This window comes from Streptomyces sp. NPDC002817 (assembly GCF_053592055.1).
Genome location: NZ_JBSFUY010000006.1, coordinates 199814 through 217615, shown reverse-complemented (window position 1 = coordinate 217615; position 17802 = coordinate 199814). Strand labels below are relative to the sequence as shown.

Here is a 17802-nt window from a genome sequence, read left to right as displayed (position 1 = left end):
GAAATCCAGCGAAGCGTCCCGCACTCTGGATGCATGCTGCTTGCCCGGCTGGCCCAGGTGTCCCAGGAGGTCGCCGCGACCTCGGCGCGCTCGACGAAGATCGCGCTGCTCGCCGAACTGTTCCGGGAGGCCGAGCCGGACGACGTACCGGTCGTCATCCCGTATCTGGCGGGACGGCTGCCGCAGGGGCGGCTCGGGGTGGGCTGGAAGGTGCTGAGCCGTCCGGTCGCCCCGGCCGCCGGGCCGAGCCTGGCCGTCCGTGACGTGGACGCCCTGTTCACCGAGCTGGGCAAGGTCTCGGGCACCGGCTCACAAACCAAACGAGCCCGGTTGGTCGGGGAGTTGATGGGCGCGGCCACCGAGGACGAGCAACGGTTCCTGTTCGGCCTGATCAGCGGCGAGGTAAGGCAGGGCGCGCTGGACGCGGTCGCCACGGAAGGGCTCGCGCAGGCGACGGAGGCACCACCGGCCGACGTTCGCCGGGCGGTGATGCTCGCGGGTTCCCTCCAGGCGGTCGCCGAGGCCCTGCTCGCGGACGGCCCCGCCGCCCTGGACCGCTTCCGGCTCATCGTCGGCCGCCCGGTCCTGCCGATGCTGGCGCACAGCGCGTCCTCGGTGGCCGAGGCGGTCGAGAAGCTGGGCGCGTGCGTGGTCGAGGAGAAGCTGGACGGCATCCGTGTCCAGGTGCACCGCAGCGGCGACGACGTACGGATCTACACCCGCACCCTCGACGAGATCACCGACCGGCTGCCCGAACTGACGGCTGCCGCCCTGGAGTTGAGGGGCGAGCGCTTCATTCTGGACGGGGAGGTCATCTCCTTCGACACGCAAGGGCGACCGCGTTCCTTCCAGGAGACGGCCGGACGTGTCGGCTCCCGGGTGGACGTGACGACGGCCGCCGCCGAGGTCCCCGTCTCCCCCGTCTTCTTCGACGCGCTCTCGGTCGACGACCGCGACCTGCTGGACCTCCCCTTCGTCGAGCGGCACGCGGAGCTGGCGCGGCTGGTCCCCGAGCCGATGCGGGTGCGGCGGACGCTGGTGTCCGGTGCGGAGGACGTCGGCGCGGCCGAGGCCTTCCTCGCCGAGACGCTGGAGCGCGGCCACGAGGGAGTGGTGGTGAAATCCCTCGACACCTCGTACAGCGCAGGCCGCCGGGGCGCGTCCTGGCTGAAGGTCAAGCCCGTGCACACCCTCGACCTGGTCGTCCTGGCGGCCGAGTGGGGCCACGGCCGCCGCACCGGCAGGCTCTCCAACCTCCACCTCGGCGCCCGCACCGCCGACGGCGGTTTCGCGATGCTCGGCAAGACCTTCAAGGGCATGACCGACGCGATGCTGACCTGGCAGACCGAGCGGCTCCAGGAGCTGGCCGTCGAAACCGACGGCCATGTGGTGACCGTACGCCCCGAACTCGTCGTGGAGATCGCCTACGACGGTCTCCAGAGGTCCACCCGCTACCCGGCCGGTGTCACGCTCCGTTTCGCCCGCGTGGTCCGCTACCGGGAGGACAAACGGCCGGAGGAGGCAGACACGGTGGAGACGCTGCTGGCCGCGCACCCTGGAGTGAAGCCGTGAAGCATCCCGAGGTGAGGGCATGAAGACGAGCGCCGGCCTGCTGTTGTTCCGGCACACCGACGACGGCCTCGAGGTGTTGCTGGGCCATATGGGCGGCCCGTTCTTCGCGCGCCGCGACGCCGGTGCCTGGACCGTCCCGAAGGGCGAGTACGTACCTGCCGAGGAACCGGCCTGGGACGCCGCCCGGCGCGAGTTCCAGGAGGAGCTCGGCCTGCCGCCGCCCGACGGGGCGGCCGTGGCGCTCGGCGAGGTGAAGCAGACCAACGGGAAGGTCGTCACGGCGTGGGCGATCGAGGCGGACCTCGATCCGGCGACCGTCGTGCCGGGCACCTTCCGGATGGAGTGGCCGCCGAAGTCGGGCCAGGAGCAGGAGTTCCCCGAACTGGACCGCGTCGAGTGGTTCGCCCTGGACCGGGCCCGGACCGTGATCGTCAAGGCGCAGACCACGTTTCTCGACCGGCTGGCGGAGCACTCGCCCTGACACGTTGCGGCGGGCGCCGCCGCGCGGGAAGGTCGAAACACAGTCCGCTGCCCAGGAGGTCGGTCATGCCCATCGCGACGGTGAACCCGGCGAACGGCGAGACGCTCAAGACGTACGAGGCCATGGGCCCCGAGGAGATCGAGCGCAGGCTCCAGCTCGCGGAGGCCACGTTCCGCACGTACCGGACGACGCCCTTCGCCGAACGCGCCCGTCTGCTGCACCGGGCCGCCGGTCTGCTCGACGAGATCCAGCCGGACATCGCCCGGGTCATGACCACCGAGATGGGCAAGCCGGTCAAGCAGGCCCGCGCGGAGGCCGCCAAGTGCGCCAAGGCGATGCGCTGGTACGCCGAGCACGCGGAGTCGCTGCTGGCCGACGAGGAGCCGGCCGACGACGACGTCAAGGACTCGGGCGCGTCCCGGGCCCACGTGCGCTACCGCCCCCTGGGTCCGGTGCTCGCGGTGATGCCGTGGAACTTTCCGCTCTGGCAGGTGATCCGGTTCGCCGCGCCCGCGCTCATGGCCGGCAACGTCGGTCTCCTCAAGCACGCCTCCAACGTCCCCCAGACCGCCCTCTTCCTGGAGGACCTCTTCCACCAGGCGGGCTACTCGGAGGGCACCTTCCAGACCCTCCTCATCGGCTCCGGCGAGGTCGAGGAGATCCTGCGCGACGAACGCGTCAAGGCGGCCACGCTCACCGGCAGCGAGCCCGCCGGGCGGGCGGTCGCGGCGGTGTGCGGGGACATGGTGAAGAAGACCGTGCTGGAGCTCGGCGGCAGCGACCCCTACGTGGTCATGCCGTCGGCCGACATCGACCGGGCCGCGCAGATCGCGGTCACGGCGCGTGTCCAGAACAACGGGCAGTCCTGCATCGCCGCCAAGCGGTTCATCGTCCACACGGACGTGTACGACGCCTTCGCCGAACGGTTCGTCGAGGGCATGAAGGCGCTGAAGGTCGGCGATCCGCTGGAGGAGGAGACGGACGTCGGTCCGCTGTCGAGCGAGCAGGGGCGGGCGGATCTGGAGGAGCTGGTCGACGACGCCAGGCGCAGTGGCGCGAGCGTGCTGTGCGGCGGAGAACGGCCCGACGGGGACGGCTGGTACTACCCGCCGACCGTGCTCGCCGACATCACCCGCGAGATGCGGATCCACCGCGAGGAGGCCTTCGGGCCGGTCGCGACGCTGTACCGCGCGGGCGACCTCGACGAGGCCGTGCTCATCGCCAACGACTCACCGTTCGGGCTGAGTTCGAACGTGTGGACCCGGGACGAGGCCGAGGTCGACCGGTTCGCACGGGATCTGGAGGCCGGCGGCGTGTTCTTCAACGGCATGACCGCCTCCCATCCGGCGTTCCCGTTCGGCGGGGTGAAGCGGTCCGGGTACGGGCGTGAGCTGTCCGGGCACGGAATCCGCGAGTTCTGCAACATCACGACGGTTTGGCACGGAGCGTGACACTTGCGCAGCTACGATCCCGGGTGTGAACCGTGAAGTGACTCTGCCTCTGATCGTCGATGACCGGGGCACCTTGCAGGTGTCCGCGGCCGATGTGAGCAAGTTGTTGCGGACGGTGGGTGGACGGTGGCTGCATCTTGTCGAGGCCGGGGAAGACGGGCTCGACGAGGACACAGTGGCGGCTTTGACCATTGAGCTTGCGAAACTTGCCGATCGTATTGATGTGGCGTGCATTGCGCACAGCAGCGGGACCGCGCCGTAGGGGTTGCCGTGTCGATGCCTTGTGCGGGTTCGTCGTGGCTGGTCGCGCGGTTCCCCGCGCCCCTTCAGGTGTCTCCGGCCGTCCTGCGTTTGGAGTAGCCCCGCGCGAAGTCGTCGGCCTCTCAGGTGATCGTGGACTGGACCACTTCCTGAGGTGAAGGCAGGCACAGTACATGGCGACGTTGTGCAGACCCTCGGTGTCCGTCCCGGAGTATGTGATCACGATGGAGGAGACGCTGGAGCTGGCTCGCTCCCGGCACTCCGACCATCCCCAACTGGCTCTGGCCCTCCGGCTGATCGAGAACACCGGGGTGCGTACCCGCCACGTCGTGCAGCCCATCGAGGAGACGCTGAAGCACCCGGGCTTCGAGGAGCGCAACAAGGTCTACGTGGCCGAGGCGAAGGCGCGGGTGCCCGCCGTGGTGCAGCGGGCGCTCGACGACGCCGAGCTTCTGACCAGCGACATCGATGTCATCATCTACGTGTCCTGCACGGGCTTCATGATGCCCTCGCTGACCGCCTGGCTGATCAACGAGATGGGCTTCGAGAGCACCACCCGGCAGCTCCCCATAGCCCAGCTGGGCTGCGCGGCCGGCGGGGCCGCGATCAACCGGGCGCACGACTTCTGCACCGCCTACCCCGAGGCCAACGCCCTCATCGTGGCCTGCGAGTTCTGCTCGCTGTGCTACCAGCCCACCGACCTCGGCATCGGGAACCTGCTCTCCAACGGACTGTTCGGGGACGGGATCGCCGCCGCCGTGGTGCGCGGGCGGGGCGGCGAGGGGATCTCGCTGGAGCGCAACGGGTCGTATCTGATCCCCAAGACCGAGGAGTGGATCATGTACGACGTCCGGGCCACCGGATTCCACTTCCAGCTGGACAAGCGGGTGCCGGCCACCATGGAGCCGCTCGCGCCCGCGCTCCAGGACCTCGCGGGGCTGCACGGCTGGGACGCCGCCGACCTGGACTTCTACATCGTCCACGCGGGCGGACCCCGCATACTCGACGACCTCAGCAAGTTCCTCCAGGTCGACCCGGACGCCTTCCGGTTCAGCCGGGCCACCCTCACCGAGTACGGCAACATCGCCAGCGCCGTCGTACTGGACGCGCTGCGCCGGCTGTTCGACGAGGGCGGCGCGCACGACCGGGCGCGCGGGCTGCTCGCCGGGTTCGGGCCCGGCATCACCGCGGAAATGGCCCTGGGCCGCTGGCAGCGCTACGCAGAGACGGCATGACATGACCGAAGAGACGATCACCGAGATCCTGTCCCCCATCCGGCACTGGCCCGCGCTCGACCTGAACGGCGTCGACTTCGACCCGGTGCTCACCGAGCTGATGCGTGAGGGCCCCGTCACCCGGATCCAGCTGCCCAACGGCGAGGGCTGGGCCTGGCTGGTCACCCGGTACGAGGACGTACGGACGGTGACCAACGACCCCCGCTTCGGCCGCGAGGCCGTCATGGACCAGCCCGACGTCACCCGGCTCGCCCCGCACTTCATCCCGGCCCGCGGCGCGGTGGGCTTCCTGGACCCGCCGGACCACACCCGGCTGCGGCGCTCGGTGGCCGCCGCGTTCACCACGAAGGGCGTGGAGCGGATCCGCGAGAAGTCCCGGCGGATGCTGGACGAGCTGGTCGACGAACTGCTGCAGGACGGCCCGCCGGCCGATCTGACGGCCACCGTCCTGACACCGTTCCCCATCGCGGTGATCTGCGAGCTGATGGGCGTCCCGGCCGCCGACCGGCACGGCATGCACACCTGGACCCAGCTGATCCTGTCCTCCTCGCACGGCAAGAACGTCAGCGAGAAGGCCAGGAACGAGATGGGCGCCTACTTCGCCGACCTCATCGGGCTCCGGGAGGGCAGCACCGGCGAGGACGTGGCGTCCCTGCTCGGGGCGGCCGTGGGACGCGGTGAGGTGACCCTGGAGGAGGCGGTGGGCCTCGCGGTCCTGCTCCAGATCGGCGGCGAGGCGGTGACCAACAACAGCGGCCAGATGTTCTACCTGCTGCTCACCCGCCCGGACCTCGCCGACCGGCTGCGCACCGAACCCGACATCCGCCCCCAGGCCATCGACGAACTGCTGCGCTACATCCCGCACCGCAACGCGGTCGGTCTGTCCCGGATCGCCCTGGAGGACGTCGGGATCCAGGGCGTACGGATCCGGGCGGGCGACGCGGTCTACGTGTCGTACCTGTCCGCGAACCGCGACCCGGGCGTCTTCCCCTACCCGGAGACGATCGACTTCTCCCGCAGCCCCAACCCCCATGTGTCGTTCGGCTTCGGCCCGCACTACTGCCCCGGCGGCATGCTGGCCCGGCTGGAGTCCGAGTTGCTGGTCGACGCTCTGCTGGACCGTGTCCCGGGTCTGAGGCTGGCGGTGCCACGCGAGCAGGTCCCGTTCAAGAAGGGCGCGCTGATCCGTGGTCCCGAGGCCCTTCCGGTGACGTGGTGACGGCTGCCGAAGGGCTCCTGGTTCCGCCGGGGCACGGCCGGGTCGTCCAGACCCCGGCCCAGCACGTGACCTTCAAGGTGACGGGCTCGCACTCCCGGACGGCGTCCACCTTCGAGGTGATCGTGCCGCCCGGCTTCGATGTGGGTGCCCATGTGCACACCCGCAGCGAGGAGTTGTTCTATGTCCTCGAAGGCGAGCTGGACGTCCTCGCCTTCGAGCCGCGGATCCGCACCCCCGACAACTGGCAGCGCTGGGAGTCGAGTTCGGGCGGTCGGGTGGTACGCGCGACGCCGGGGACGGTCATCGTCGTACCGCCCGGCTGTCCGCACGCGTTCGCGAACCCGACGGACTCCCCCGCCAAGATGTTCTTCCAGGCGTCCCCGCCGCCGGACCACGAGCGGTACTTCGAGGAGCTCCTGGAGATCCTGGGTGACGGGGGTCCGCCGGACGACGCGGCGATCGAGGAGCTGCGCGGACGGTACGACATCGAGCAGCTGACGCCGTTGAAACACCGTTGACACGGTGGGAGTTGAAGCTACGATCAGCTCGATGACCACTCACTCTGTTCACAGATTGGGGGACCCGTCCGCGCAAGGTGAGTGCTGATGCTCACTTCGCCCGTGACCGGGGATTCCCGCCTTTCCTTCTGGCTGCGCGTGCGCGAGTTCGCCGTGCCGGCCTCCATGATCGAGACCGCGACCGCTCGTCGCCGCGCCGGTGACTGGGGCGGGGCCTGTGCCGCCGCGGGGTTCGATGTCGATCTCCAGCCGCGTTCCGTGGCGCGTGTCCATGGCGCGGAGCTCGCCGCCCGGGTCCGGGCCGATCTCCGGCATCTGGCTCCCGACCTGCTGCGCTGGCACATGCCGAGGATCGCTCCCGACGGGCTGTTGCGCCCGGGCGTGACCCTCACGCTGGCCCGCTATGACAGTGAAGGCAAGCGGCCGGTGCACCTCGTGGTGCGGACCCCGCCCGCCTGGGCGGATGCCGGGCAGCGGATCAGTCTCGCGCTGTGGGACGGATCGTCCGGCTCCGGGGCCGGTGGCAGCCGCCATCCGCATCCCCCGCCCCACCGGCGGTACCGGCTCGACCTGCACCGTCACCTGTGGGACGCGCGCAGGGCCGATGAGCTGCGCGTCCGCTCAGGCGTCGACGCCCCTCCCGTAACGGATCCGGCTGTCCTGGGGCCGGTACCGCAGGGGCGCCGCTGTGCCGTCGACCGGTGGGCGGCCGAGGCCGCGATCCTGCTCCGCGCCGAGGGCCGGTCCGACGGTCGCGTGGGCGTGCGGTGCGGGGCCCGGCATCGGCTGGTCCTGGACCTGGTCGCGAACCGGGACGGGCCGCCGGCGATGCGGATCACCGAGGCGTCCGCATCCGGCGCCGCCTCCGCGCTGCCGGTCCTGCCCGACGCGGCGACCTGGGTGCTGCCCGACCTGGAGCTGCTCCGCACCGGTGCGATCGAGGCCGAGCGGCTGCATCCGCTGGTAGCCGCCGCCCTCGTACCGGGACATGTGCCGGATTCCTCGGCCGCGGTGCCGGATCCGGCGGGACAGCCTCGGCTCGTGGACTGCCGGGGCGCCCTGCACCGGATCGGCCTGGTCGACGGGGCGCTGGCCCCGCTGGACCACGATCCCGCCGAGGTCCGGCGGGAGGAACTGCTGGCCGCGCTGAACGGCACGCCGTTGCCCTGTCTGCGGGTCATCGACGAGACGCACCGGCATCCGGAGTGCCTCGACGACGTCCGCGAACGCCTCGCCCACGGGGACGTCTCCGGTGCGCTGGCCGTCGTCGAGGGGCTGCTCGGCCCTGACGCGGTGCTGCGCGGCGGTGCGCTGCGGGACGAGTTGGAGGCGGCCGCGCGACAGCGGATCGTCTACGGGCTGTTCAGGGCGGGCATGGCCGGCCCCGGACCCGGTCGCGTCCGCTTCGACAAGGCCCGCCCCCGTCCGGGCGCCCACCGCTCGCGCCCACGCCCCGCCACCCGCGGCTGACCCCGCACCCACCCTCCTCACGCCTCTTCCTGCTACCCAAGGTGATGACATATGCCCATTTGTACGCCTGTTACTGCTGCCCCTGCATCCCAACTCGACGTCGCCGGCGACCTGTTGACGCTGCTCCGCGACACCGGCACCGAGCCGCGCCCCGACATGCAGCTGGAGGCACTCACCCTCGCCGTGGCCGCCGATCTGCCCGTGCTGTTGTGGGGCGAGCCAGGCATCGGCAAGACCGCGGCCCTGACCCAGCTCGCCACGTCCCTGGACCTGCCGCTGACCACGGTGATCGCCAGCGTGCACGAGCCCTCCGACTTCTCGGGGCTGCCCGTCGTAGGTGACGACCCCGCGGAACAGGGCGTCCCGATGGCCCCGCCGGACTGGGCCGTACGCCTGGTCCGGGCCGGCCGGGGCCTGCTGTTCCTGGACGAGCTGTCCACCGCACCGCCGGCCGTGCAGGCCGCCCTGCTCCGGCTGGTGCTGGAGCGACGGATCGGCGCCCTTCAGCTGCCGCCCGGGGTCCGGATCGTGGCCGCCGCCAACCCGCGGTCCTCGGCGGCCGACGGCTGGGAGCTGAGCCCGCCGCTGGCCAACCGGTTCGTCCATCTGCAGTGGACCCACGACCACGAGGTCGTCGTACGCGGTCTCGGCGGGACCTGGCCCCGGGCGACTCTGCCGCGGCTCGCCCCGGAGAAGCTGCCGGAGGCCGTGGACTTCGCACGGCGTGCGGTGTGCGGGCTCCTCGCCGCCCGCCCCGGGCTCGTGCACCGGCTGCCCAACAGCGAGACCCGCCGGGGCGGCCCCTGGCCCTCGCCCCGCAGCTGGGACATGACGCTGAGCCTCATCGCCTTCGCCACCGCGGCCGGCTCCTCCCGGGACGTGCTGTCCCTGCTGGTCCGGGGGACCGTGGGGGACGGGCCGGGGCTCGAACTGCTGGCGAGCATCGACCGGATGGATCTGCCCGACCCCGAGCTGCTGCTCGCCGATCCGGCGGGCGCCGAGCTGCCCGAGCGTGGTGACCTGCGGCAGGCCGCGCTCGACGGGGTGGTGGCGGCGGTCCGCGCACGTCCGGACCGGGCCCGCTGGGACGCCGCGTGGGCGCTGCTGGTCCGGGCGGTGGAGACCGGGGCCCCGGACCTGGTGGTCGTGCCCGCGAGCACGCTCGCCTCGCTGCGGCAGGAGGACTGGGACGTACCTCCGTCGATCGAGCAGCTCGCCGGGGTGGTGACCCTGTCCCGGCGGGCCGACGAGGCCGCGTCGCGCGCCAAGACCGCGGTGAGGGCGGGCCGTTGAGCGGGGACGCGCGCGGGACGCTGGATCTCGACAAGCTCTTCGCGGCCCGGCTCCAGGCCGCGCGGGCCCGGCCCTATCTCGCGACGGCCCTGTTCGCCCTGCACACCGTCGCGTCACCACGGGTACCGACCATGGCCGTCGACCGGCACTGGCGGTGCTATGTCTCACCGGGGTTCGTGGACCGGACACCCGTGGAGGAGTTGGCCGGGGTGTGGGTGCACGAGGTGTCGCACCTGCTGCGCGACCATCATGGGCGCGGGGACCGGGTGGCGCGGGAACGCGGGCTGACCGGAGCCGGGGAACGGCTGCGGATGAACATCGCCGCGGACTGCGAGATCAACGACGACGCCTTCGGCGACGGCCTGGTCCGGCCCGAGGGCGCGGTCCACCCGGAGTCCCTGCGCCTGCCCGCGGGGCAGCTCATGGAGGACTACCTGCGCCAGTTCCGGCTCGGGCCGCTGACGCAGGATCTCTCCTGGCTGGACTGCGGCAGCGGCGCCGACGGCCTAGACCGGGAGTGGGACCTGGGGCCGAAGGGCGCGCACGGCCTGAGCGAGCAGGAACGGGACGCGGTCCGGTTCCGGGTGGCCCAGGGCATCACCGCGCGTCCGGGGACGACCCCGCAGGGCTGGCAGCGGTGGGCGGAGGACGCGTTCCATCCGCCGCAGCGGTGGCGGGAGTTGCTGGGCGCGGCGGTCCGCTCGGCGGCCTCCGGGCCCGGCGTGGGCGAGGACTACACGTACGGCCGCCCTTCGCGGCGCTCGGCGTCCGTGCCCGGTGCCGTGCTGCCGAGCCTGCGGCGCAGACCACCCCGAGTCTCCGTGGTGATCGACACGTCCGGGTCGGTCAGCGATGCCGAACTGGGCAGTGCGCTGTTGGAGGTCGCCGCCATCGCGCGTGCCGTGGGCGGCCGGCGCGACCTGGTCTCGGTGCTGCCCTGCGACGCGGCGGCCCAGTTCATCCATCCGCTCTGCCGCGGCGAGGGCATCCCGCTGATGGGCGGTGGGGGCACGGATCTGCGTACGGGCTTCGCCAGGGCGCTGCGGGCGCGTCCCAAGCCCGATGTCGTCGTGGTCCTGACGGACGGCCAGACACCCTGGCCGGACACCCGGCCACCGTGCCGGACCGTGGTGGGACTCTTCCCCCGGTCCGCCTCCTGGGACGAGGACGATCCCGACTACGTGCCGGACTCCCCGCCCGACTGGGCCCGGGTGGTGGACATCGGGTAGGGGCGCCGGCCGACGTGCCGGCGCCCCCGTGGCGCTATCGGATCGGCATCCCCGACAGGGTGCGGGCGATCACCAGGCGCTGGATCTCGCTCGTACCCTCGAAGATGGTGTAGATCGCGGCGTCACGGTGCATCCGCTCCACCGGGTACTCCCGGGTGTAGCCGTTGCCGCCGAGTATCTGGACCGCCTGGGCCGTGACCTTCTTCGCCGTCTCGCTCGCGAAGAGCTTCGACATCGAGCCCTCGGCCGCGGTGAACGGCTTGCCGTTGACTGCCATCCAGGAGGCGCGCCAGACCAGGAGACGGGCGGCGTCGATGGAGGTGCGCATGTCGGCGATCTGGAAGGCGACGCCCTGGTTGTCGATGATCGGGCGGCCGAACTGCTCACGGGTCTTGGCGTAGTCGAGGGCGACCTCGTACGCGGCCCGGGCGGTGCCCACCGCCATCGCGCCGACGGCCGGGCGGGATGCCTCGAACGTGGCCATCGCCGCGTTCTTGACGCGCTCGCCGCCGCCCGCCTTGGCGCGCTCGCGGGCGCGGGCCAGGCGCTGGTCCAGCTTCTCCTTGCCGCCGAGCAGGCAGTGGCCGGGAACGCGGACGTTCTCCAGGACGACCTCGGCGGTGTGGGAGGCGCGGATGCCGTGCTTCTTGAACTTCTGGCCCTGGGACAGGCCGGGTGTGTTCGGCGGGATGATGAAGGACGCGTGGCCCTTGGAGCCGAGCTCGGAGTCGATGACCGCGACGACGACGTGGACGTTGGCGATACCGCCGTTGGTCGCCCAGGTCTTCGTGCCGTTGAGCACCCACTCGTCCTTGGCCTCGTCGTACACCGCGCGGGTGCGCATCGAGGCCACGTCCGAGCCGGCGTCGGGCTCGGAGGAGCAGAACGCGGCGACCTTGACGTCGTTCGCGTCGCCGTACATCTGCGGGATCCAGGTGCCGATCTGCTCCTCGGTGCCGTTGGCGAGGACGCCCACGGCGGCCAGACCGGTGCCGACGATCGACAGGGCGATGCCCGCGTCGCCCCAGAACAGCTCCTCCATGGCCATCGGAATACCGAGGCCGGTGGAGTCGAAGTACTGCTGGGCGTAGAAGTCGAGTGAGTAGATCCCGACCTTGGCGGCCTCCTGAATGACCGGCCAGGGAGTCTCCTCACGCTCGTCCCATTCGGCGGCCGCGGGCCGGATCACATCGGCCGCGAAGCCGTGCAACCAGTCCCGGACCTCCTTCTGTTCGTCGTTGAGCTCCATGGTGAACTCGGCCATGTCCCCTCCAGCGGCGGCGCACGTGCATGTTACTAGCGGTAACCCGAGTCTGTTACCGGTCGGTAGGAAAAGTCAACTCCTGATGACCGCTCGGTAGCCCGTTCGATGCGTGGGGCATGTTGAGTGTTAGTTTGCGCAGGCGTCACCGAATCAGCACGGGTGGGGAGAGCTCATGGACACCACGCAGCGGACCGATCAGCAACGGTCCGCAGACCGCCGTCGCCGCGAGCTGCTGGAGGCCGCGGACAGAGTAGTCCTGCGTGACGGACCACAGGCCTCCATGAACGCGATCGCCGCGGAAGCAGGCATCACCAAGCCGATCCTCTACCGTCACTTCGGTGACAAGGGGGGACTTTACGCGGCTTTGGCCACGAGGCATACGGATGCGTTGCTGGATTCCCTGCGGGCCGCGCTGGACGCTCCGGCGGAGCGGCGGGAGCGGGTGGAGGCCACGCTCGACACGTATCTCGCGGCGATCGAGGCGCGGCCTCAGGTGTACCGGTTCCTGATGCATCCGGCGGACGGCGGACAGTCCGGAGACCCCGGGTTCGACGTCGGGAAGCACTCCGTGCCGTTGCTTCGGCGGATGGGCGAGGAGTTGGCTCAGGTCATCGAGGATCGGCTGGATCTCGGGCCCGGGGGGCAGCAGTTGGCTCGGGTGTGGGGGCATGGGATCGTCGGGATGATGCACGCCGCCGGGGACTGGTGGCTGGGGGAACGGCCGTGCTCGCGTGCGGAGTTGGTGCGAAGTCTGGCCGACCTCCTGTGGGGGCGGCTTGCGGCGGCCGGGGACAAGGTGGGCGGTCCGGGGTTCTGACGGTCGTATGTCGGCCACCGGCCGGTGGGGCTGGTCGCGCAGTTCCCCGCGCCCCTAGGTGGGTCGAGGGCCCTTGCCCCAAGAGGCTCGGGACACCTGTCGCATCAGTCTGCGGTGCCGCCGGCCTGTCAGGTGATCCGCATACACCCGCCCCTCCAAGTGGTCGCACTCGTGCTGCAAGCACCGCGCGAAGAAGCCTGTGCCGTGGACCCTGATCTGCTCCCCCGTCGCCGTGAAGCCCTCGACCACCGCGTGGTCGTAGCGTTCCGTTCCCGCCTCCAGACCCGGGAGGGACAGGCACCCCTCCGGGCCTCGAAGCACCAGACCGTCGGCCTCGACCAGCCGTGGGTTCACCACATGGCCCAGGTGCCGTACGTCTTCGTCGTCCGGGCAGTCGTAGACGAAGACCCGCAGGGACTCGCCCACCTGGTTCGCAGCCAGGCCGACGCCCTGGGCGGCGTACATCGTGGCGAACAGATCCTCGACCAGGGACGCCAGTTCGGGACCGAAGTCGGTGACGTCCTCGCAGGGGGAGTGCAGTACCGGATCGCCGAAGAGAGTCATCGGCCGCACGCGTCCGCGGGTGCCCGGAATCAAACCGTGTCGCATGTCGGCAAGGGTACGGATTCGGGAGTGCGAATGGATCTCGATAGGCTGACCACCACCACGTTGCCGTCAGGCGCGGCGCGTACGCAAGGAGGATCGAGAACTGATGGCAGGCAACTCGGACCCGCTCACGCCGCGGGCCAAGATCGCCGTGACCGCCGGTAAGGCGGTCGCAGCGGCATCGCGCGCCGCGGGGCGCGGCAGCGGTTCGGTGATCGGCGGCCGGGTGGCACTCAAACTCGACCCCGACCTCCTCGCCCGGCTCGCCCAGAACCTGGACGTCGTCCTGGTGTCGGCGACCAACGGCAAGACCACGACGACCCGGCTCATCGCGGAGGCGCTCCGTGCCGCCGGGCCCGTCGTCTCCAACGCGCTCGGCGCCAACATGCCGGCCGGTATCACCTCGGCCCTCGCGGGCAGCTCAGAGGCGCGGTACGGCGTGATCGAGGTCGACGAGAAGTACCTCGCCGGTGTCGCCCGCGACACCGACCCGAAGTGCATCGCCCTGCTCAACCTCTCCCGCGATCAGCTGGACCGGGCCGCCGAGACCCGCATGCTCGCCGAGAACTGGCGCGAGGGACTGGCCGGCAGCAAGGCCGTCATCATCGCCAATGCCGACGACCCGCTCGTCGTGTGGGCGGCCTCCTCCTCCCCCAATGTGATCTGGGTCGCCGCGGGGCAGATGTGGAAGGACGACGCCTGGTCCTGCCCGTCCTGCGGTGGTGTGATGCAGCGGCCGGGCGACGACTGGTTCTGCGGTGAGTGCGGCTTCCGCCGGCCCACGCCGAGCTGGGCGCTGTCCGGGGACCATGTGCTCGACCCGCACGGCTCCGCGTGGCCCATCCATCTCCAGCTGCCCGGCCGCGCCAACAAGGCCAACGCCGCCTCCTCGGCCGCCGTCGCCGCCGTCTTCGGGGTGCCGCCGCAGGTCGCCCTGGAACGCATGTACCAGGTACAGGCCGTGGCCGGACGCTACGACGTCGTGCAGTTCCAGGAGCGGGACCTGCGACTGCTGCTCGCGAAGAACCCCGCGGGCTGGCTCGAAACGTTCAGCCTGATCGATCCGCCGCCCACCCCGGTGATCCTCTCGGTGAACGCGCGCGGCGCCGACGGCACGGACACCTCCTGGCTGTGGGACGTCGACTACACGCGGCTGACGGGGCATCCGATCTGCGTCGTCGGCGACCGGAAGCTGGACCTCGCGGTGCGTCTCGAGGTCGCCAACCAGCACTTCCAGGTCTGCGAGAACCTCGACCAGGCCGTCCAGATGTGCCCGCCGGGCCGCATCGAGGTCATCGCGAACTACACCGCCTTCCAGGACCTGCGCCGCCGCGTCGGCAACTGACACACTCAGGGGACTTTTGTGAGCGACAACCAGCTGCGGGTCGTCTGGATCTATCCCGACCTGCTCAGCACGTACGGCGACCAGGGCAACGTCCTGGTCGTGGAGCGCCGGGCGCGACAGCGCGGCCTCGACGTGGCCCGTCTCGACGTACGCAGCGACCAGCCGATCCCGACCTCCGGGGACATCTATCTCATCGGCGGCGGCGAGGACCGTCCGCAGCGGCTCGCGGCCGAGCGGCTGCGCCGGGACGGCGGACTGCACCGGGCCGTGGAGAACGGCGCGATCGTCTTCTCGGTGTGCGCCGGCTACCAGATCCTCGGCCACGAGTTCATCAACGACCTCGGCCAGCGGGAACCCGGCCTCGGGCTGCTGGACGTGGTCTCGGTACGCGGTGAGGGCGCGCGGTGCGTCGGCGACGTACTCGGCGACATCGACCCGCGCCTCGGCCTGCCCCCGCTGACCGGCTTCGAGAACCACCAGGGCATCACCCACCTCGGACCGACGGCCCGCCCGCTCGCCCGGGTCAAGTTCGGCAACGGCAACGGCACGGGCGACGGTACGGAGGGCGCGTACAACGACACCGTCTTCGGTACGTACATGCACGGCCCGGTGCTGGCGCGCAACCCGCTCATCGCCGACCTGCTGCTGAAGCTGGCGCTCGACGTGAACGCGCTGCCGCCCACCGACGACCGGTGGTACGAGGCGCTGCGCACCGAGCGCATCGCCGCTGCCGAGCAGCCTGCCTGAGCTGCGAGTTCACCTGCGCTCCAGGCGGCTTTTACCAGCCCGTCTGACGATGGGTCCGCACACCTGAGCGGGGTCGTCCAGCAGGCGGACGCACGGTACGGCCCCGCCCCCTCCTGCCGCTAGGGTGGCGGGGATCGAGCCGGACAGCGTGGTCCGGTCCCCGGCCCACGTTGAGAAGGTTGTTTCGGGCTATGCGCATTGGTGTCCTCACGTCCGGCGGCGACTGCCCCGGCCTGAACGCCGTCATCCGGTCCGTCGTGCACCGTGCCGTCGTCGACCACGGCGACGAGGTCATCGGCTTCCGGGACGGCTGGAAGGGCCTCCTGGAGTGCGACTACCTCAAGCTCGACCTCGACGCGGTGGGCGGCATCCTGGCCCGCGGCGGCACCATCCTCGGCTCCTCCCGGGTCCAGCCCTCCCATCTGCGTGACGGGGTCGAGCGGGCCAAGGGACATGTCCAGGACCTGGGTCTCGACGCGATCATCCCGATCGGCGGCGAGGGCACACTGAAGGCGGCCCGGCTGATGTCGGACGCCGGTCTGCCCATCGTGGGCGTGCCGAAGACCATCGACAACGACATCGCGGTCACGGACGTCACCTTCGGCTTCGACACGGCCGTGGGTGTGGCCACGGAGGCCCTGGACCGGCTCAAGACCACCGCCGAGTCGCACCAGCGGGTGCTCGTCGTCGAGGTCATGGGGCGGCACACCGGCTGGATCGCGCTGCACTCGGGCATGGCGGCCGGCGCGCACGCCATCGTCGTACCGGAACGGCCCTTCGACATCGAGGAGTTGGCCAAGCGGGTCGGCGAACGGTTCGAGGCGGGCAAGCGGTTCGCGATCGTCGTCGCCGCGGAGGGGGCCAAGCCGGCCGCCGGGTCGATGGAGTTCGACGAGGGCGCGAAGGACATCTACGGGCACGAGCGGTTCGCCGGGATCGCCCGTCAGCTCTCCATCGAGCTGGAGCAGCGGCTGGGGAAGGAAGCGCGGCCGGTCATCCTGGGGCATGTGCAGCGGGGCGGTACGCCGACGGCGTACGACCGTGTTCTCGCGACGCGATTCGGCTGGCATGCCGTCGAGGCCGTGCACCGGGGGGAGTTCGGTCACATGACCGCTCTCCAGGGGACGGACATCGTGATGGTGCCGCTCGCGGAGGCCGTGGAGACGCTGAAGACGGTTCCCGCGGAGCGCTATGAGGAAGCCGAGTGCGTCCTCTAGGACACACCGTGCGGAATTGAAGAATCCGCCCCCGGCCGCAGCTGCGGCCGGGGGCGGTTCTAGTCTGTGACGGACAGACTTGCACAACCCCCACGAATCAGGAGCCGGCGGTATGGATCACAGCGGGCACGGCATGACCATGGATCTGCCGCCGTTCACGCTGGGGCGGGGTCTCCAGTGGTCGGCCGACCCGTTCTTCCTCGTCGCCTGCCTCGTGGGGCTGGTGCTGTACGTGTGGGGGGTCGTCCGGCTCAGGCGGCGCGGGGACGCCTGGTCGGTGTGGCGGACCGTGTCGTACGTCGCCGGTGTGCTGTCCATCGGGCTGGTGATGTGCACCAAGTTGAACGACTACGGGATGGTCATGTTCAGCGTGCACATGGTGCAGCACATGATCATCAGCATGCTGTCGCCGATCCTCATCCTGCTCGGCGCCCCGATGACCCTGGCGCTGCGTGCGCTGCCGGTCGCGGGCAGGGGGCGCAAGGGACCGCGTGAGCTGCTCCTCGCCCTGCTGCACAGCCGGTACATGCGGATCATCACGCACCCGGCGTTCACCATCCCGCTGTTCATCGCGAGCCTGTACGCGCTGTACTTCACGCCGATCTTCGACTTCCTGATGGGCTCGAAGACGGGGCACGTCGCGATGATGGTGCACTTCCTCGCCGTGGGCGTGGTGTTCTTCTGGCCGATCATCGGTGTCGATCCCGGGCCCGCCCGGCCCGGCTATCTGATGCGGATGCTGGAGCTGTTCGCCGGCATGCCGTTCCACGCGTTCTTCGGGATCGCGCTGATGATGGCGTCCACCCCGATGGTCAAGACGTTCGAGAACCCGCCCGCCTCACTCGGTATCGACGCGCTCTCCGACCAGAACGCCGCGGGCGGTATCGCCTGGGCGTTCAGCGAGATCCCGTCCGTACTGGTGCTGATCGCGCTGCTGTTCCAGTGGTACGGCTCCGAGCAGCGGCAGGCCAAGCGTCTGGACCGGGCCGCCGACCGGGACGGGGACAAGGAACTCGAGGCGTACAACGCCTATTTGGCCTCACTCAACGCACAGGGCCGCTGACACCTCTTTCCCCT

The 17802-nt window shown here is 70.8% G+C and carries 17 protein-coding genes; 15 read left to right on the top strand and 2 right to left on the bottom strand.

All coding sequences use genetic code 11. The features are described from left to right. Nucleotides 1-33: 33 nt before the first annotated feature. The 10 genes from ACWD3I_RS14500 to ACWD3I_RS14455 all read left to right on the top strand — a co-directional run bounded on the left by ACWD3I_RS14500 (nt 34) and on the right by ACWD3I_RS14455 (nt 10729). Nucleotides 34-1572 carry an ATP-dependent DNA ligase gene (locus ACWD3I_RS14500; RefSeq protein WP_365396542.1) on the top strand — a complete coding sequence of 513 codons (1539 nt, stop codon included), beginning with the start codon at nt 34-36 and terminating at the stop codon, nt 1570-1572. Nucleotides 1573-1591: 19 nt separating this feature from the next. Further along, entirely contained in the window at nt 1592-2053 is a 462-nt protein-coding gene (locus ACWD3I_RS14495) for an NUDIX domain-containing protein (protein WP_365396545.1), read from the top strand. Nucleotides 2054-2118: 65 nt separating this feature from the next. Continuing rightward, nucleotides 2119-3504, top strand: a complete 1386-nt coding sequence (locus ACWD3I_RS14490) for an NADP-dependent succinic semialdehyde dehydrogenase (RefSeq protein ID WP_365396548.1) — start codon at nt 2119-2121, stop codon at nt 3502-3504. A gap of 25 nt (nt 3505-3529) precedes the next feature. After that, nucleotides 3530-3766, top strand: coding sequence for a DUF6213 family protein (locus ACWD3I_RS14485; RefSeq protein ID WP_365396551.1), 237 nt, complete (start codon nt 3530-3532; stop codon nt 3764-3766). A gap of 172 nt (nt 3767-3938) precedes the next feature. Next, the gene (locus ACWD3I_RS14480) at nt 3939-5000 is read left to right on the top strand and encodes a type III polyketide synthase (protein WP_365396554.1); all 1062 of its coding nucleotides are present in this window, start codon (nt 3939-3941) and stop codon (nt 4998-5000) included. Between the two features lies 1 nt (nt 5001). Then, a complete protein-coding gene (locus tag ACWD3I_RS14475) occupies nt 5002-6219 on the top strand; it encodes a cytochrome P450 (RefSeq protein ID WP_365396557.1) in 1218 nt (405 codons plus the stop codon). Continuing rightward, on the top strand, nt 6216-6737 hold the full coding sequence (locus tag ACWD3I_RS14470) for a cupin domain-containing protein (RefSeq protein WP_365396560.1): 522 nt from the start codon (nt 6216-6218) through the stop codon (nt 6735-6737). The genes ACWD3I_RS14475 and ACWD3I_RS14470 overlap by 4 nt, the downstream gene beginning before the upstream one ends. 87 nt (nt 6738-6824) lie before the next feature. Continuing rightward, complete coding sequence (locus tag ACWD3I_RS14465) at nt 6825-8207, top strand: hypothetical protein (protein ID WP_365396563.1); 1383 nt, start codon at nt 6825-6827, stop codon at nt 8205-8207. 51 nt (nt 8208-8258) lie between these two features. Continuing rightward, nucleotides 8259-9500, top strand: coding sequence for an AAA family ATPase (locus tag ACWD3I_RS14460; RefSeq protein WP_365396566.1), 1242 nt, complete (start codon nt 8259-8261; stop codon nt 9498-9500). Beyond that, a complete protein-coding gene (locus ACWD3I_RS14455; protein ID WP_365396568.1) occupies nt 9497-10729 on the top strand; it encodes a vWA domain-containing protein in 1233 nt (410 codons plus the stop codon). Before ACWD3I_RS14460 ends, ACWD3I_RS14455 begins: the two co-directional genes overlap by 4 nt. A gap of 34 nt (nt 10730-10763) precedes the next feature. On the opposite strand, the gene ACWD3I_RS14450 is transcribed toward ACWD3I_RS14455, so the two are convergent. Continuing rightward, nucleotides 10764-11993 (bottom strand): acyl-CoA dehydrogenase family protein, encoded by a 1230-nt coding sequence (locus ACWD3I_RS14450; protein WP_365396571.1) that lies wholly within the window; start codon nt 11991-11993, stop codon nt 10764-10766. Nucleotides 11994-12165: 172 nt separating this feature from the next. Between ACWD3I_RS14450 and ACWD3I_RS14445 the strand changes: the two genes are divergently transcribed. Then, nucleotides 12166-12810 (top strand): TetR family transcriptional regulator, encoded by a 645-nt coding sequence (locus ACWD3I_RS14445; RefSeq protein ID WP_365396574.1) that lies wholly within the window; start codon nt 12166-12168, stop codon nt 12808-12810. Nucleotides 12811-12864: 54 nt separating this feature from the next. On the opposite strand, the gene def is transcribed toward ACWD3I_RS14445, so the two are convergent. Beyond that, on the bottom strand, nt 12865-13419 hold the full coding sequence (gene def, locus ACWD3I_RS14440; RefSeq protein ID WP_365396577.1) for a peptide deformylase: 555 nt from the start codon (nt 13417-13419) through the stop codon (nt 12865-12867). A 103-nt stretch (nt 13420-13522) separates the two neighbouring features. On the opposite strand from def, the gene ACWD3I_RS14435 reads away from it, so the two are divergent. The 4 genes from ACWD3I_RS14435 (at nt 13523) to ACWD3I_RS14420 (ending at nt 17788) form a co-directional block, all read left to right on the top strand. After that, nucleotides 13523-14761 (top strand): MurT ligase domain-containing protein, encoded by a 1239-nt coding sequence (locus ACWD3I_RS14435; RefSeq protein ID WP_046257292.1) that lies wholly within the window; start codon nt 13523-13525, stop codon nt 14759-14761. Between the two features lie 18 nt (nt 14762-14779). Further along, complete coding sequence (locus ACWD3I_RS14430) at nt 14780-15508, top strand: type 1 glutamine amidotransferase (RefSeq protein ID WP_365396580.1); 729 nt, start codon at nt 14780-14782, stop codon at nt 15506-15508. A 191-nt stretch (nt 15509-15699) separates the two neighbouring features. Further along, nucleotides 15700-16725: a 6-phosphofructokinase gene (locus tag ACWD3I_RS14425; protein ID WP_266832467.1), complete on the top strand. Its 1026-nt coding sequence runs from the start codon at nt 15700-15702 to the stop codon at nt 16723-16725. A 112-nt stretch (nt 16726-16837) separates the two neighbouring features. Next, the gene (locus ACWD3I_RS14420; protein WP_365396583.1) at nt 16838-17788 is read left to right on the top strand and encodes a cytochrome c oxidase assembly protein; all 951 of its coding nucleotides are present in this window, start codon (nt 16838-16840) and stop codon (nt 17786-17788) included. Nucleotides 17789-17802 lie beyond the last annotated feature (14 nt).